General features: G+C 63.4%; 10 protein-coding genes and 1 pseudogene. 10 read left to right on the top strand and 1 reads right to left on the bottom strand.

All coding sequences use genetic code 11. The annotated features are described in order from the left end of the window. The first annotated feature begins 139 nt into the window (after positions 1-139). The 9 genes and pseudogenes from HC022_RS04065 (at position 140) to HC022_RS04030 (ending at position 15,278) form a co-directional block, all read left to right on the top strand. Positions 140-547 (top strand): helix-turn-helix transcriptional regulator, encoded by a 408-nt coding sequence (locus HC022_RS04065; RefSeq protein ID WP_167451437.1) that lies wholly within the window; start codon positions 140-142, stop codon positions 545-547. Between the two features lie 675 nt (positions 548-1,222). Continuing rightward, positions 1,223-2,161, top strand: coding sequence for a hypothetical protein (locus HC022_RS04060; RefSeq protein ID WP_167451436.1), 939 nt, complete (start codon positions 1,223-1,225; stop codon positions 2,159-2,161). A 193-nt stretch (positions 2,162-2,354) separates the two neighbouring features. Further along, positions 2,355-2,486, top strand: coding sequence for a hypothetical protein (locus tag HC022_RS29605; RefSeq protein WP_278184735.1), 132 nt, complete (start codon positions 2,355-2,357; stop codon positions 2,484-2,486). Between the two features lie 96 nt (positions 2,487-2,582). Continuing rightward, positions 2,583-11,207, top strand: coding sequence for a glucoamylase family protein (locus HC022_RS04055; protein WP_254884923.1), 8,625 nt, complete (start codon positions 2,583-2,585; stop codon positions 11,205-11,207). Positions 11,208-11,279: 72 nt separating this feature from the next. After that, positions 11,280-12,152, top strand: a complete 873-nt coding sequence (locus tag HC022_RS04050) for a transglutaminase family protein (protein WP_089964064.1) — start codon at positions 11,280-11,282, stop codon at positions 12,150-12,152. A 133-nt stretch (positions 12,153-12,285) separates the two neighbouring features. Continuing rightward, positions 12,286-14,067, top strand: coding sequence for an SLC13 family permease (locus HC022_RS04045; protein WP_167451434.1), 1,782 nt, complete (start codon positions 12,286-12,288; stop codon positions 14,065-14,067). 91 nt (positions 14,068-14,158) lie between these two features. Next, a pseudogene (locus tag HC022_RS04040) lies at positions 14,159-14,839 on the top strand (IS6 family transposase); the annotation flags it as partial. Between the two features lie 58 nt (positions 14,840-14,897). Then, the gene (locus tag HC022_RS04035) at positions 14,898-15,038 is read left to right on the top strand and encodes a hypothetical protein (protein ID WP_167451433.1); all 141 of its coding nucleotides are present in this window, start codon (positions 14,898-14,900) and stop codon (positions 15,036-15,038) included. Positions 15,039-15,113: 75 nt separating this feature from the next. After that, positions 15,114-15,278: a DUF3309 family protein gene (locus tag HC022_RS04030; RefSeq protein ID WP_167451432.1), complete on the top strand. Its 165-nt coding sequence runs from the start codon at positions 15,114-15,116 to the stop codon at positions 15,276-15,278. Positions 15,279-15,301: 23 nt separating this feature from the next. On the opposite strand, the gene HC022_RS04025 is transcribed toward HC022_RS04030, so the two are convergent. Further along, complete coding sequence (locus HC022_RS04025) at positions 15,302-16,030, bottom strand: Crp/Fnr family transcriptional regulator (protein WP_167451431.1); 729 nt, start codon at positions 16,028-16,030, stop codon at positions 15,302-15,304. Positions 16,031-16,183: 153 nt separating this feature from the next. Here HC022_RS04025 and HC022_RS04020 point away from each other — a divergent pair, with 153 nt between their 5' ends. Further along, positions 16,184-16,420 (top strand): hypothetical protein, encoded by a 237-nt coding sequence (locus HC022_RS04020; protein ID WP_165617217.1) that lies wholly within the window; start codon positions 16,184-16,186, stop codon positions 16,418-16,420. The last annotated feature ends 436 nt before the right edge of the window (positions 16,421-16,856 follow it).

Raw genomic sequence — 16,856 nt, 5'->3', positions numbered from 1 at the left:
GCCTATCGCCGACCGCGATCCGGCATGCCCCCAAGAGGACGCCCCGTCGCACCTAGGACTTCTTGCCCGCTCACCCAGCACGGACGTCTCCCGCGCCTTCTATCATCAAGTCGAACGCAACAAGACGACAAGGTTCGACATGACCACCAGCCCCACCGCCCGCATGATCGCCGACGCCATCGAGGCAAGCGGCAAGACACAGCGCGAAATCGCCGAAGAGATGGGCCTGCTCCGCCCGAACGTCATCTCGATGTTGAAGACCGGCGAGATGACCATGCCCATCGAGCGGATCCCGGCCTTTTCCAAAGCCACCGGCATCGACCCGCTGCTGCTGACGCAGACGGCGATGTCCGAATACATGCCCGAAACCTGGAACGTGCTCGCGACGACCGCCGCCCCGATCCAGGACGTCCAGATCAACATCCGTGCGCCCGGCCCTGTCGTCGAGCGCTTCAAGGCGATCTGCCAGCGGGAACGCCGAAACTACGGCGACATGCTGTCGATCCTGATCGGCGTCTGGGACGGCGACGTCGAGAAGATGGTCTGACGTGCTGCGACGCACGCGGGTGGAGGGTGCGCAGGCATCCTCCATCGACGTAGAGCACGCAGAAAGGCTGCTCAGGAATATCCCGGGGCGCTGAGCACTACCCCAGCCGAACAATAAAGATCGCGCTCTGCGGCCCGCTCTACACATCGCAAAGCTGAGAACGAGCGAGAGGTCAATAACTTGATGGACGCCCCTGCGCCAAGGCTCTCGTTCGGACGGAGCGACGTCGACCCTCGAGCTGCTTGTCGCGCATCACGGATCCTGGCGCGTGAGCGCCATGCCGGGCGGCGGCGACGACGACAGGGGCAGGCAGACCGCAACGCCAGCAACGTGCAACATGCATCGCCCTTCGCCGACACCACAAGCAACAGGTGCGTCCGTCCCGCACGACGAGCCTTGAGCCGATCACCACCAGCATGTCGAAGACAAGCTTCCTGCCGTCAAAACCCATCGCGGTCGCGCTCCTCTGAGGCTACGATCGACAGAGACCGCGTTAAAACTCGCGCACAGCGCGATATGGACAATTCGGCACCCCAAACCCCGCCTCGCAAGCAACGCCGCTCTGGCGCGGGCTCTGCAGCATGCCCAAGAAAGATGAGGTTTTTCTGATGCTTGCCTCTTGAGAACGTTGACGCCCGGCATAAGTCGCTGCCTCCAGAGGAGCGAGGTCTGCACGTGGCGACGACAACATTCGAGGTTCCGATCGTCACGACGCAGAAGCGTGACGTCGACGCGATTCCCGCCGACGAGAGGTCCCTGCCCTATGACTTGGAGCTACACACCAGCAAACAGTCCGTCACGAACGGCAGACTGTTGGCAACTCCGGCCCTTGCCCTGAAGAGCTACAAGTTCGACGCCTTGCTCGACTGGATCGCGATCGCGGTGACCTTTCCCAAGAAGAACGCCACCACGAAGATCGGCAGGGCGATCAAAAGCCGCCTCAACCAGCCGACGCTCGGCGGCGTGAAAGTCGAGCCTCTCAAAAGGGGCGGAGATCGTTACACCCGCGAGATGAAGCTCACGATGCAGGACCCGACGCTGCCACGGCTCTCGAAAGTCCTCGACCTTCTCGCCTGCCGCTACGGCGTCCCCATCGAGGACGGTCGAGCCGAGCACCGGGTCTTGGGCTTCGAGCTCTCAGTCGACATCTACCCCCGCGCCAGCATGGTGAAGGACGATCTGGATCTCGCTCTCCGCCGTGTCCAGATGTCGGAGTTGCTGCGCAAGCACTTCGCGCCGCAGCAGATCTTCGCCAACGGCGAGTTCAACGATCAGCGCGACTGGCTGCGTTGTCATGACGGTGAGGGAAGACATCTGATCAGCTGGAGGAAGGGAGAGCGAAGGAAGAAAGCACTCGAGGAGGTGCCGAAGCTGCTAATCGCCGCGACAGATCCAGCCAAGCACTTCGCCGCGCCTGTGAACGCGACGGTCTATCTCGGCAAACGGGGTCGCCCGATGAACTACAAGCTGCAGGACAAGGTCGCCGACCAGAGGGACAAGGAGGGAAAGCCCCGGAAGGAACTGGCGCCGAGGGAACGACGCTCCCGCATCGAGGTCACGCTCGAGAGCAAGACGCTGGATACGACTTCAGACTTGTCTCAGGACCATTCATAGAGACACACAGCAAAAAACTCTTCGCCGAACGCTGATCTGGATCAGCATGGAAGCGGCTGACCTCGGCGATACTCTCAAATCGCACCGATGCGGACCTGCGTGGCCCTCGGAATCCTGGCCCGCGACGCATGCGGTTTTCGCCTCATCGAGGCTAGAGAATTTCCCACGTACACAAGGCACTTAGGAGAACACCATGGCGAAGGGCAAAAGCCGTCGCGGCCGAGAAGACAAGAAACCGAAGCAGAAGAAGGCTGATCCGGCGCCGGCGCCGTCCTTCAGCAAGGGCCTGACGATCGATACAAAGCCGAAGGGGAAAAAGGCCTGATCCGGCTCGTCTTGTGTGATCGCCTTGGCCTGGTCGCAGATCGCGCAGCCAAGCGGCAAGTCGGCAAAATTGCCCACTTGCCGACAGGATTCTAGAATGAGTGCCTGGGCGCTACCTCAACTCAACCTCCGCGGCACCCGCACCTCACCCTGGAAGAGCGTCGCGCCGGTGCGCGCGGAGCTTTTCGGTATCGAAAGGCTGGAGCAACATGCCGCCAGCCTGGCCGCGGTGCAGCGTATCTGCGCCTCTGCACCGCGTGTCGCATCACTGCGCCAGCGACTGGACGATAATGCGACGGCGCTGAGGGCCACTCGCAAGGCCTGTCTCTCAGAGTTGGCGGCGGGAAAACCTATTGTCCCGGCCGCCCAATGGCTGGTGGACAATTTTCACAGGGTCGAGGCGCAGGTGCGCGACTGCCGTACGGACTTGCCGCCCAGCTACTACAGGCTTCTGCCGAAACTCGCCCAAGGGCCGTTTCACGGTTATCCGCGAGTGTTCGAATTGATCTGGGCCTATGTCGCGCATACGGACAGCCATCTCGATGCCCCCGCACTGTCCCGCTTTCTGCACGCCTATCAGGAGGTGCAGCCCCTGACCATTGGAGAGCTCTGGGCGGTTCCGATAACGCTCCGCCTCGTCCTTCTGGAAAACCTGCGGCGGCTGGCCGACCAGATCACCTTCGCTCACAGGATGCGCCTGTCGGCGGATGCCCTTGCGGATCGGCTCCTGGAGGCCGGCCAGACCGGGATCGGAATGCCTGCAGATATTGGCACGTCCGAGCCACTTTCCGAGATCTTTGCCGCGCAGTTGGCGAAGCGGCTACGTGATTGCGACCCTGTCACGACACCGGCCATCGGTTGGCTGGAGGATCGGCTGATCAGGCAGGGGTCGAATGTCGATCTGGCAGTCCGGCATGCACAGGAGCGTCAGGGCGCCTCGAACGTCACCGTTCGAAACGTCGTCACCAGCCTGCGCACGATCGCTGAGACGGACTGGCCGGAGCTCTTTGAAAGTGTCAGCCTGGTCGATGCGAAGCTGCGGGAGCATCCGGGATTTTCCGCGATGGATTTCGCCAGCCGCAACCTGTACCGCGATGCACTCGAGGATCTCGCTCGTCACAGTGACCACAGCGAATTGGATCTGGCCGAGCAGGTGCTGGCGACGGCGGTGGCTGCACCGGAGGCGGATGGCGACCGGATTTCCGAGGCGGAAATCCTGCGGAGGAGCGACCCGGGCTGGCATCTCCTCGCCGAGGGCCGGGAGGCGTTCGAACGCCAGGTCGGCTATCGCTACAGAGGATGGCACCGCCCGCAGTTCCGACCCGGTCTCGCAGGATACCTTGGCAGCATTCTTTGTGTCACTCTTGGGCTAATCGCGCTGAGCGCATGGAGTCTGGTGGCTCTTTCCGACCCATCCGTGTCGTGGACTGTGCTTGCGCTCTGGCTTCTCGCAGCGGGCATCCCGGCCAGTGCCGTCGCTCAACTTATCGTTGATCGCATGGTGGCCTGGGCCGTACCTGCCACGGCACTGCCGGGACTGGCACTTGAGAGCGGCGTGCCGTCTTCACTGCGCACGCTCGTGGTTGTGCCGACAATGCTGACAAATGGCGCAGACCTGACCGAACAGCTCGAAGGGCTGGAGGTACATTATCTCTCGGGCGCACACGGAGACGTCACTTTTGCCATCCTGACCGATGGACTGGATGCCCCCGGACAGCACATGCAGGAAGATGCGCCGCTTATCGCATTGATCGAACTCGAGATTGCCAGACTGAACCAGGTCTACGGCGCGGGTCCCGCCGGTGCCCGCTTTCTGCACCTGCATCGTGACCGCCGTTACAACGCCGCCGAACAGATTTGGATGGGATGGGAACGCAAACGCGGCAAGCTGCACGATCTCAACCGTCTGTTGCGCGGTGCCGATGATACCGACTACCGGACGGCAGATGGTCATGTGCCAGCCGTGCCCCCCGAAGTGCGCTACGTCCTGACGCTCGATTCCGACACCCGGATGCCGCGTGACGCGGGCCTGCGGCTGATCGGCAAGATGGCGCACCCGCTGAACCAGCCGATCTTCGATCCGGCCCTCAGCCGGGTCAGTGCTGGTCACGCCATTCTACAGCCGAGGATCACGCCCGCCCTGAGCCCGGCACGGCACGGCACGGCGTTTCAGCGCGCGACCTCGGGTCCGGGCGGGATGGATCCCTACGCTGCAGCTGCGTCGGACGTCTATCAGGATCTCTTCGGCGAGGGCTCATTTACCGGCAAGGGCATCTACGACGTCGATGTCTTCCAGGAGGCGATGGCCGGGCGCGTGCCCGAAAACGCCCTTCTCAGCCATGACCTGCTTGAAGGCATCTTCGCCCGGGCCGGGCTCGTCTCCGACGTGGAACTGATCGAGTCCTTCCCCGACCGGCAGGACCTCGCCGCGCGGCGCATCCATCGCTGGTGTCGCGGCGACTGGCAACTGCTGCCCTGGCTTGGCCGGAAAGGCGGGCTGGGCGCGCTGGGACGGGTCAAGGTGCTGGATACGCTGCGCCGCTCGTTGTTGGCCCCGGCTACGCTTGTCCTGTTGACACTGGGGTGGCTTCTGCCTGGCCCGGCGGCCTTGCTGGCGACGGCTCTGGCGCTGGTCGCCCTGAGCCTGCCCGCTTTCCTGCACGCAGCCCTTTCCGCCGTTCCGCATCAGCGCCGCCTTCACATGGGCAACCACCTGCGCCTGATGCAGGAAGACCTGTCGCTCGCTGTGCTGCAAACCGGGCTGGCGGTCAGCTTTCTCGCCGACGCCGCCTGGCGCGCGCTCGATGCCATCGCCCGCACACTTTGGCGACTGACGGTTTCACGGCGGCATCTCCTGGAATGGACCACTGCGGCCTCGGCCTCGGCCGCTCCGCGCCCCGATCTGCGGGGATTCTTACGGGCCATGGCGCCGGGGATCCTGCTGGGACTGTCAGCCACAGGCCTGGCCGGCTTGTCCGCCCCCGGTTCGCTCCCCCTGATCCTGCCCTTTGCAGCCCTCTGGCTTGCCGCGCCGCTCATCGCCTTTCGGGTCAGTCAGCCTTCCCGCGCACAACCCGACGCCGCCCTTACCCCGCAGGACGCCCAAGAATTGCGCCTGATCGCACGCAGGACATGGCACTATTTCGAGACCTTCGTCACGCCAGAAGACAGCCATCTGCCCCCCGACAACTTTCAGGAGCAGCCACACGCGACGCTTGCGCACCGCACGTCGCCCACAAATATGGGGCTTTACCTGCTGTCCACTGTCACGGCCTGCGATCTCGGCTGGATCGGCCTGCGTCAGACAACCAACCGGATCGCCGCGACCCTTGGCACGATGCAAACGCTGCCGCGTGTCAAGGGGCATTTCTACAACTGGTACGACACGCGAGACTGCAGGGTTCTCGACCCGCCCTATGTCTCGTCGGTGGACAGCGGCAATCTGGCCGGCCACCTGATCGCACTGGCCAACGCCTGCGAGGACTGGGCCGCGCATTCCGGCGCGACGCCACTTCAGAGATCTCAGGGGCTGACCAATCTTCTTGATCTGGTGGAGCGTGACGCAGAGCGGCTAAAGTCCCCGCTCAGTGCCTCCTGCTCCGAGGCGATCGGATCGCTACGCGATGGCCTGAAACAGGCTGAAGTGAACTGGCCCTTCCTGCAACGCCTGGCGGCCAAGGCCGAACTTGCCACTCCGACGCCGGAGGCTATGCCCTCCCATGCCCCCCGATGGCTGTCCTTGCTTCGCGACGGCTTGGCTGAAGCCGCGACAGATGCCGCATTGAGCGAGGCCGACCATGCCGCCCTGGCCGCAGAATTGCATCGGCTGGGAGCGCAGGCCCGCAGGCTCGCAGTGGACATGGACTTCGGCTTCCTGCTCGACCCCGAGCGCAAGCTGCTGTCCATCGGCTACTCGACCCACGAGAACACTCTCGACCCGTCCTGCTATGACCTCCTGGCCTCCGAGGCGCGTCTGGCCAGTCTCTTCGCCGTCGCCAAACAGGATCTGCCGCTGCGTCACTGGTTCCGTCTGGGGCGGACGGTCACCGCAACCCGTGGCGGCGCCGTTCTCGTCTCCTGGGCCGGCTCGATATTCGAATACCTGATGCCTGGACTTGTGATGCAAGAACCCGAAGGCGGTCAGCTGGGTCACACCTGTCGACTGGTCGTCGAGAGACAGATCGCCTACGGACGGGCCCAAGGCGTCCCGTGGGGCATTTCGGAATCCGGCTTCAACGCACGGGATGTGGATTTCAACTATCAGTATTCCACCTTCGGTGTGCCGGGACTTGGGCTCAAGCGCGGGCTTGCGGGGAATCTGGTGGTCGCGCCCTATGCGACTGGGCTGGCCGCGATGCTGAATCCCGGTGCTGCACGGCGGAACTACGAGGACCTGGAGGCTATAGGTGGGCTTGGGCTCTGTGGCTTCTATGAAGCACTCGACTTCACCCCCGACCGTGTGCTGCCGGGCCGCCGCGTTGCCGTGGTGCAAAGCTACATGGCCCATCATCAGGGGATGACCATCGTGGCCATCGCCAACGCCCTGACCGGCGGCCTGATGCGCCAGAGGTTCCACCATGAACCGATGATCCATGCCAGCGAACTGCTTCTGCAGGAACGGCTTCCCCGTGATATCGACCGTGCCTTGCCGCCGCTTGAGGACGCCACGCCCCGCGGGTCCACGACATCGGAGGCGGACCGGGGCCGCCGTATCGCCGGTTGCCCGGGCGGACCCAAGGTCACCCATCTCATGTCGAATGGACGCTACGCGGTGATGCTGACCGCCACGGGCGGCAGTTACAGCCGCTGGGGCGATATCGCGCTCACCCGCTGGCGCGAGGACGCGACCCGGGATCCGCATGGCGCCATCCTCCACATCCGGAATCTCTCGGACGGCTCTGACCAGAGGTTCGGACCTGGCGCGCCGGATACCGCCGACGCGGAGGACGTGCAGTTCTTCGAGGATCACGCGACTTTCACCGCCCGGACCGGCCAGCTCGAAGCGGTGCTGGATGTTCTCGTCTCGGGCGAGGCGGATGCGGAGGTGCGACGCCTGTCGGTGACCAATGGCGGGCGCAAACCCCGGGAACTGGACGTAACGTCCTACGTCGAATTAACGCTGGCGGATCCGGCCTCCGAACAGGCGCACCCGGCCTTCTCGCGGATGTTCGTTCAGACCGAGTTTCTGCCCGAATACGGCGCGTTGATTGCGTGGCGCAGGCGGCGCAGCCCAGAGGAACCGGAAATCTGGGTGGCGCAGTTCACCGTGGTCGAGGGGACGACCGTCGCGCCGCTGCAATATGACAGCGATCGCAACAGCGCTTTCGGCCGCGATCATGATCAGACCCAACCGCACGTCATAACCGATCCGGCTCCTCTTGCCGGGACCACTGGCACGGTGTTGGATCCGGTTTTTGCATTGCGCGACCGGCTCCTGATCGCGCCTGGGCGCACCGCCCGGATCCTGGTCTGGATGGTGGCTGCCGACAGCCGCGAAGCGCTGATGGATCTGATCGACCGGCATCACGACCGCAGCGCCTATGACCGCGCACGGACCCTGGCCTGGACCCAGGCTCAGGTGCAATTGCGCCATCTAGGCATCTCGCCGACCGAAGCCGCCGACTTCCAACGCCTGGCCGCCCCTGTCCTCTATCATGATCGCCGTTTCCGCCTGCCGTCTGCCACCTTGATACGGGGCGCCGGACGTCAATCCGGCCTTTGGCCGCTCGCGATTTCCGGCGATTTGCCGATCGTGGTGCTGCGCATCGACGATCCCGCCGATATCGGACAGGTTCGTGCCTTGCTACAGGCCCACGAGTACTGGCTGGGAAGGCAGCTTGCGGTCGATCTGGTGATCCTCAACGAGCACCCTGCCTCCTATGTCAAGGATCTGCAGACCGCCATCGACATCGCCTTGCGCAGCAGCCATTCCCGTCCCGGCGACGACACGCGACCGGTCCGGGGCGCCGTATTTGCGCTGCGCTCCGACCTGATCGCACCAGATACGCGGGCGCTTCTCCTGGCTGCGGCGCGGGTGGTGATGCTGGCCCGGCGCGGCATGATCGGCGAACAGCTCGACACCCTTCTTGCCGATCCCGTTACGGCTGACACCATGACCGCAGACACGCGACAGATTGGCCCCGCCCCGCAACCCGCCAATGCGCTCCGACTGCGCGCGAACAGACGGGAGAGGAACGCTCCGCAGCGGGACGAGGCCAGGCCGCTGTCCGACCGCCCGGAACTCGAGTTCTTCAATGGTATAGGCGGGTTCGACCGGGAGGGGCGAGAGTATGTCATCCGCCTTGGCCGACCGGACAGTACGCCTGCCCCATGGATCAACGTGATCGCCAATCCGGACTTCGGATTCCAGGTGTCGGCCAGCGGCAGCGGTTTTACCTGGGCCGAGAACAGCCGCGACAACCAGCTAACGCCCTGGTCCAATGATGCTGTGGCAGACCCTCCGGGCGAGGCAATCTACATCCGAGACGACGACAGCGGCGTGTTGTTTTCACCGACTGCGCACCCTCTGCCGCTCTCTGCAGGGGCCGGTCCGCACATCGTGCGACACGGCTTCGGCTACAGCCAGTTCGAGCATCAGGCGAATGGCATCGACTGCGAATTGGTCCAGTTCGTGCCGCGCGCCGATCCGGTCAGGGTCTCGCGGCTGTTCCTGCGCAATACAGGGACGCAGCCCCGGAGGCTAAGCGTCGTCACCTATAGCGAACCCGTCATGGGTCAATCGCGCGCCGCCTCGGCCCCGTTCCTCGTGACCTCGCACGAGCCGGAAACTGGCGCGCTTCTGGTCCAGAATCCGTGGAACACCGCCTTTCCCGGCCGGGTGATGTTCGCGGCGCTCAACGCGCCTTCCGGTCCGGCCGAGGCCTGGACAGGAGATCGCACCGAATTTCTGGGCTCGGGCGGCAGCCATGCCGATCCCGCCGCACTACGCCGGGGCGCCGTCATGTCGGGGCGGGTCGGTGCGGGGCTCGATCCCTGCCTCGCGATGATGAAGACCCTGACCCTGGCCCCTGGTGAAAGCATCGAGCTCGTCCATCTCCTTGGCCAATGCGCAGACGCGGCGGCGGTCGTCCCGCTTCTGAAAAGGCTGCGGTCCGCCGACATGCAGGCCGAACTGGCCGCGGTACAGACCTATTGGGACGACACGCTGGGCGATCTCCGGATCGAGACGCCGGACCGGGCGATGGATATCATGGTCAACGGCTGGTTGCCCTATCAGGCGCTCGCCTGCCGGATCGAGGCGCGTGCGGCCTTCTACCAGGCAAGCGGCGCCTACGGGTTCCGCGACCAGCTGCAGGACAACATGTCCTTCATGCTGACGCGCCCCGACCGCACCCGCGCGCATCTGCTGCGGGCCGCCGCCCGCCAGTTCCCGGAAGGCGACGTGCAGCACTGGTGGCTGCCGCATACCGGCCAGGGGGTGCGGACGCGTATTTCCGACGATTGCGTTTGGCTCGGCCATGCTGTCGCCGCCTATGTGACGTCTACGGGCGACAGGGCGGTTCTGGACGAACAGGTGCCCTTCCTCGAAGGACATCGCCTCGGAGAGAGCGAGCACGACGCATTCTTCCTGCCCGACGATGCAGGCCACGGCGCGTCGCTGTTCGATCACTGTGCCCTGGGACTGGACCGCGCGCTCAGCCTGACCGGGGAGCACGGTCTGCCATTGATCGGCAGCGGCGACTGGAACGACGGGATGAACCGCGTCGGCGCCGCCGGCCGCGGCGAAAGCGTCTGGCTGGGCTGGCTGCTGCTGCAGACGCTCGGCGCCTTCGTGCCGCTTGCGGAAAAGCGCGATCCGGCCCGGGCACGGCGCTGGCGCGAGCAGGCCGAAACGCTGCGCCTCTCCATGGAGACCAATACCTGGGATGGAGACTGGTACCGCCGCGCGACCTTCGATGACGGAACATGGCTGGGGGCGGCCGGCTCCCCGGCCTGTTGCATCGACTCGATCCCGCAAAGCTGGGCGGTGCTTTCCGGACAGGCAGATCCCGATCGCGCGCGGCGCTCGATGGAGTCCGTCGACTGCCTTCTGGTCGATCGCGAAAATGATCTGGCGCGGCTGTTCACGCCGCCCTTCGGGATCGGTCCCGACTCGGGCTCGCAGGACCCGGGCTACATCGCCGGCTATCCGCCGGGGCTGCGCGAGAATGGCGGGCAGTACAGCCATGCCGCGATGTGGGCCATTCTGGCTTGGGCGCGACTGGGGAATGGAGCGCGCGCTGCGGAGCTCTTCGCGATGCTCAATCCGATCAATCACGCCCGGACGCCCGAGGACGTACAGCGCTACAGGACGGAACCCTACGCCGTGGCCGCCGATGTCTATTCCGTTGCACCGCATATCGGACGCGGCGGCTGGAGCTGGTACACGGGCTCGGCCGCGTGGATGCACCGCGCGGCCGTCGAAGGTATCCTCGGCGTGACCCGGAACGGCGACCGCCTGCGGATCGCCCCCGCCATACCACCCGACTGGCCGGGGTTTTCCATGACGCTGAGGGTGGCGGGCACGTCGTGCAGGATCCGGATCGTGAGAGCGGATCATCCGAGAGCCCCGCTGGATGGCCAGCCCATCACGGCCGGGCCGGTGGTGTTCCTGCCGCTCGACGGCGGGTCTCACGACCTGACCCTGACTCTCGGCCCCATCGCGTCAACTGAGGCGGCAGCCGAAATCGACAGCTCTGCGCTCCCGATCCCGCCGGACTGACTGCCTGTCCAACCGAAGCCACTCAACCGACCCGACGCCGGGTGACCGCATTGCAGCCGAAAGGCACCTAACGTGACCACGCTGACGACCTATCACAAGACCGAATACCGCTACGGCGAACCCGTTCTGCTTGGACCGCATCGCATGATGCTGCGCCCACGCGAAGCACGAGAGCTGCGGCTGGTGTCGCATGAGATCACCCTCACGCCCCATGCCGATATCACCTGGGCCCATGACGTTACGGGCAATGCGGTCGCCACGGCGCAGTTCAGTCAGCCGAGCGATCATCTGATCATCGAAAGCCGTGCAACGGTCGATCTGACCGCTGCGGTCTGGCCGGTATTCGCCATAGCGGCGGAGGCGATCAGCTTTCCCTTCCTTTATTCAGGCGACGACTGGGCCGATCTCGGCGCCCTGACGGCGCCACAATATCCTGACCCTGACGGCAGGTTTTCCAGCTGGGTCGAGGGCTTCGTCTTTCAACGCCCCACGGATACATTGTCTCTGCTCAAGGATATCGCAAACGGGGTGTCGACGCAGATCTCATATCAGGGGCGAGAGATGGAAGGGACGCAGTCGCCACTGCAAACACTTTCTCGCGGTTGGGGCTCGTGCCGTGATTTTGCGGTGTTGTTTGCCGAAGCCGCGCGCACACTCAGTTTGGGGGCGCGCATCGTTTCCGGCTACCTCTTCGATCCTGAAACGCACCTTGTCGGGTCCGAAGGGGCGGGTTCTACCCATGCCTGGGCCGAAGTCTTCATTCCCGGTGCCGGCTGGGTCGCGTTCGACCCTACAAACCGGAGCGTCGGATCAAAGAACCTCATTCCCGTGGCGGTCGCCCGCGGCATTCATCAGGTCGTCCCGGTCACCGGGAGCTTCACGGGGCGGGGAAACACCCAGCGAAGCATGACAGTCGAGGTGCGCCACGCGGTCATCGTGCACTGATCACCGCGCCCCCGGTCCGCGGGGACCGATCGAGGAGCGCCCCGCGCCGGTTTTCGGGGTCGAGCGAGAACGAAAGACCACATATTGCGCGACGTCAGGATCTCTCCGCCGTCAATGCACTGGAGACCCCGAAATGACGCAACTCCACACCTTTGAGCCTTATCTTGCGCTCGCGCTTCTTCTGGTTCTCTTCGCAGGTTTCCTTTACGAGCGGTTCGCCCCCGAAGTGACGGCCGCTGCGGTCGCGGCGTTGTTTGCCGTTTTTGGACTGGTGCCGCAAGACACCGTTCTATCGGTCTTTTCAAATCCCGCACCGATCACCATCGCCGCAATGTTCATCCTCAGCGGCGCCCTCGTCCGCACCGGGTTGCTCGATGCACTGGCAAACCGGGTCGTCGCCGGCGCCGGCCAGCGCCCCATTGTGGCTACGGGCGTATTTCTGGCTTCGACCCTCGTGGCCTCGGCGCTCATGAACAACACACCTGTCGTCCTGGTACTGATCCCGGTCGCAATAAGACTGGCCCAAAGCCTCGGCCTCGCAGCGACGCGTCTGTTGATCCCGCTCTCTTACATGGCGGTGCTCGGCGGGACCTGCACGCTGATCGGAACCTCGACCAATCTGCTGGTCGATGGCGTTGCCAGAGAGATCGGGCTGGCGCCCTTCTCGATTCTGGAAATCACACCGGTCGGTATGGTGGCCGCGGCCACCGGAGGATTGACCCTGCTGCTACTCGGCCCGCTTCTGCTTCCCAACCGCAAGGATCAGACGGATCTGGGTGCGGCAGGTGAGGCGGACTTCCTGACCGAGTTGCGTCCAAAGGATGATTTCTGGGGACTAAGTCACTCCTTGGGGGATATCGATGATCTGACCCGTCCGGGAGTGACGGTGGTCGGGATACGTTCCGGTGCGGTGGTTAGGCGTGACGACGTGCTCAAACACATCCTTGCTACTGGTGACCGGCTAATAGCGGTTATCCGCACCTCCGAACTTCTGACGTTGAGAAACAGGAAAGGATGGGATGTCGGACTGCGTCAGGGACCGTCAACCAGGGAAAACTCGGAAACCGCAGTCGCAGAGGCGATCGTCACACTGGCGCATCGCAACCGCGGAGTACGGATCGCGCAACTGACCATCGGGTTCAGGTATGGCATGCGTGTCCTGGGGGCACATCGCCACGGGGAAAGCCTCGGCCCCGACCTCTCGACCACGCTCCTCAGACCTGCGGACAAACTGCTACTGGAGGGAACCGACGAAAGCTACGCCCGCCTGATCGAGGCCGGAGACCTGGCTGGCGTCACGATGGCCGGAGGTCGCCCCTTTCGACGCGGCAAGGCCCCACTCGCGCTTACGGCGCTGTTTGCAGTGGTGACCCTGGCCGCCATCGGTGTGGCGGACATCAGCCTTGTTTCCCTCGTCGCCGTGGCCTTCATCCTTGCCCTGCGCTGCATCGACAACGATGAGGCCTGGAGTTCCATCGACGCGGGCGTGCTCGTTCTGATCTTCTCGATGCTGGTGGTCGGTGCGGGGCTGCAGCACTCGGGCGCGATTGCCCTGATCGTCAGTGCCATTGCGCCGCCGCTTGCGGACATGCCCCCGATCGTCGCTCTGGCAGCGGTCTATCTGCTTGCGTCAATCTTGACCGAGGCAGTCACCAACAGCGCGGTCGCGGTCGTCGTGACCCCCCTGGCGATCGGACTGGCGGACCAGATCGGGGTTGATCCACGCTCCTTCGTTGTCGCAGTCATGTTCGGAGCGAGCGCAAGCTTCGCGACCCCGATCGGCTATCAGACCAACACACTGGTTTATGGTGCGGGCAACTACAAGTTCATGGACTTCATCAAGATCGGCCTGCCGATGAACATCATCGTGGGGGCCGCCGCAGTCCTAGCAATTCCGATGTTCTTTCCCTTCTAAATCAGCCGATGAAAGGGCACTGTCAAGTTGCCGGGCACTCCAGATGGCGGTAGCCTGATCTCATGCTGAACGTCGAAGACTTGTACCGGATCAAAGGTTCCGCTTCCCGCGAAGCGTCATCAGCTATGCCGTTTGGGCGTATCACCGTTTCGCCCTGAGCCTGCGCGACGTCGAGGATCTCCTGGCTGAGCGCGGCGTCACGGTTTCCTATGAGACGATCCGCGGCTGGGTTGGCCGCTTTGGCCATCAATTTGCCGCAAGCATCCGGCGGGGCCGTCCGGCTTCTGCGGACAAATGGTATCTCGACGAGGTCGTCATCCGGATGAACGGCAAGGCCCATTGGCTGTGGCGTGCGGTGGACGCGAACGGCGACGTTCTCGATATCCTTATCCAGCCGCGGCGGAACAAGGATGCTGCAAAGCGCTTCTTTCTCAAGCTTTTTCGGCGCTGGGGCATGCTACGTGTCCTGTTGACCGACAAACTCGGTTCATACGCGGCGGCGAAGGCCGAAATCGCGCCGGGCGTCGACCACCGCCAGCACAAGGGACTCAACAGCCGTTCCGAAGCCAGCCATCGCCATACGAGGCGCCGCGAAAAGATCATCGGCCGGTTCAAGTCACCCGGCCATGCCCAGCTGTTCCTCTCGGTTCATGATCAGGCGGCCGCGTTGTTCAGGCCAAAGCGCCATCGTCTCTCCGCCAAGTCCTACCGCCACGCCCGGTCAGATGCCTTCGATCTGTGGGACGAATACACCGCCAAGCTCACCGCCTGAAAAGCGGCCTAAGCAGCCGTCGTTGGGAAACGGATGACAACCTGACAAAGCCGTTCCAATGAGCCGAAATCTTCTTCTCGTCTTGATCGGAGTCCTCGCGGTCTGCCTCATCGGCGCAGGCTATTTTTACTATCAGGAACGCCAAAGCGGCATCGACATCGACATCAACGAGCATGGCGTGACCATCGAGGGGAACTGAAACGACCTCTTACCGACAATACCACCATCGGAGCGTCTTGCATGACGAGCGCGCCCCACCAAAGGAGAAATCGCTATGTCAGTCGGTACGATCCTGATTATCATTCTTGTCATTTTTCTGCTCGGCGGGTTCAGCGGGCGCTTCGGCGGCTATGGCTACGGCTTCGGTCATGCCGGAACCGGTGTTCTTGGCACGATTCTGATCATCGTGGTCATCCTGATGCTGCTGGGTCGCATCTGACGGCAGGCAAATACAGCACGACTTTAACGGAGAAGTGGCCCTTTCTGATCCATGTAAGACAATTCGAACCCGGCGAAATTGACCAGTTGATCATAATTGTCGAACGCGACGAACCCGTCCCGAAACGTGACCATTTCTGCTTCGCGCAACTGCCTCAACACCCGGTTGACGTGGACGGCACTCAGCCCAAGCGCGTCAGCCAGAAGGTATTGCGTCAGCGGACAGGCATAGCCGTCCTTGCTCCCCAATCCGACCAAGGCAAGCCTGGCACCAAGCTCCAGCAGGAAATGCGCCATGCGTTCGGCCGCATCGCGGCGTCCCAAATCCACCAGATGCTCGACCACCATCGCCTCGTCGCGGGACGCGGCCCACAAAACCGCGGTGGCCAGCCGGGGCGTTTGCGCAAATGCGTTCAGAAGGTCGGTGACAAGGATTTCCGTCACCTCAACGTCCGTCACGGGCTCGATGCTGTGATCCGACACGTTCAAAAGCACACTGCGAAGCCCGAGGAAATCGCCGGGGATCTGGAAATCTACGATCTGCCGCTGACCATCCTCAAGAAGCTTGTAGGAACAGGCCCAGCCAGAGGCGAGGATATAGGCAGCCTGATCCGATTGCCCCTGATGGACAAGATCGCGTCCCGCCACGAACGTACGTCGGCGCTTGTGCAAGGACGCAAGCACCGACAATTCGGGGTCTGACAGGGCGACGAATGCGCCAAGCTTGCGGACAAGCGGTGTGTTGTCGATCATCTGTCCCTCTTCGGCAGTCGGCGAAGACCTAGCAAAAGAAATCGCCCGTGGGACTGATGTCCATCAGCACAGCATAGCAGATTCCTTGCAAGTCTGCTTCGCAAGCAGCACGCGTACCTCCCGCGTCGCACTTGGCGGAAAGGTCAACACCCCATGACGGACGACCAAATGTATTCAGGAATGGCCGCGCTTACCATCTGCGAAGCCCTGCTTCTCGCGCTGAATGACGCACAGATTTTGCCCGAGAAAGAAATTATGGGTGTCCTCACGGATGCTGCTGCAACCCATGAGAACGCGATAGGGTCCGAAGCTGATGCCGTAAAGCACCGCGCAGCTGCGGCACTGATCCGTCGGATCATCGCCGGAGGGAATTCAGTCCGACGAGCGTGACTTCGGTGGGCACAGTTTTCCAGCGAAGTTTGCAAATTGCTGAAAGACTGACATCAATCAGCGTTCTGGAGGAACGGGGGGGCGTAAAGGTAATCCAGAAGTCCCTGCACCAGTTCGCCACGCAGACTGGTGCCCAAGTCCCTTCCACGCGGGGCACCATTTTTGACAGATGTAAGGACTCGCTATGCCTCGCTCTTGTCCTACCACCACACCGGCGCAAGCTTTCCTTGTCATGCTCAGCATACTGAAACGCGGCGTCACGGACGTGCCGGGTTCAAGCCCCGTCGGAGGATAAATTGGCAGGACCAGCACCCGGCACGATAGTGCCCCGCGGCGTGGTGTAGGAAGCCGCGAGCGTCGCTGATCGCGAGGCTGGCGGTCATCGTCGATCTTCGGAGTAGGTTTGGGTTGCGACACCTGAAACCTGAGACGGAGA

The organism is Salipiger sp. HF18 (assembly GCF_011806505.1).
GTDB classification, from domain to species: Bacteria; Pseudomonadota; Alphaproteobacteria; order Rhodobacterales; family Rhodobacteraceae; genus Salipiger; species Salipiger thiooxidans.
The sequence above is the reverse complement of the archived record's forward strand: the minus strand, read 5'-3'. Positions and strand labels throughout refer to the sequence as shown.

Bases quoted from the DNA above. Each gene is read 5' to 3' on its own strand.
- HC022_RS04065 (WP_167451437.1), top strand. From the start codon at position 140: ATGACCACCAGCCCCACCGCCCGCATGATCGCCGACGCCATCGAGGCA.
- HC022_RS04055 (WP_254884923.1), top strand. From the start codon at position 2,583: ATGAGTGCCTGGGCGCTACCTCAACTCAACCTCCGCGGCACCCGCACC.
- HC022_RS04045 (WP_167451434.1), top strand. From the start codon at position 12,286: ATGACGCAACTCCACACCTTTGAGCCTTATCTTGCGCTCGCGCTTCTT.
- HC022_RS04030 (WP_167451432.1), top strand. From the start codon at position 15,114: ATGTCAGTCGGTACGATCCTGATTATCATTCTTGTCATTTTTCTGCTC.
- HC022_RS29605 (WP_278184735.1), top strand. From the start codon at position 2,355: ATGGCGAAGGGCAAAAGCCGTCGCGGCCGAGAAGACAAGAAACCGAAG.
- HC022_RS04025 (WP_167451431.1), bottom strand. From the start codon at position 16,030: ATGATCGACAACACACCGCTTGTCCGCAAGCTTGGCGCATTCGTCGCC.
- HC022_RS04020 (WP_165617217.1), top strand. From the start codon at position 16,184: ATGACGGACGACCAAATGTATTCAGGAATGGCCGCGCTTACCATCTGC.
- HC022_RS04035 (WP_167451433.1), top strand. From the start codon at position 14,898: ATGAGCCGAAATCTTCTTCTCGTCTTGATCGGAGTCCTCGCGGTCTGC.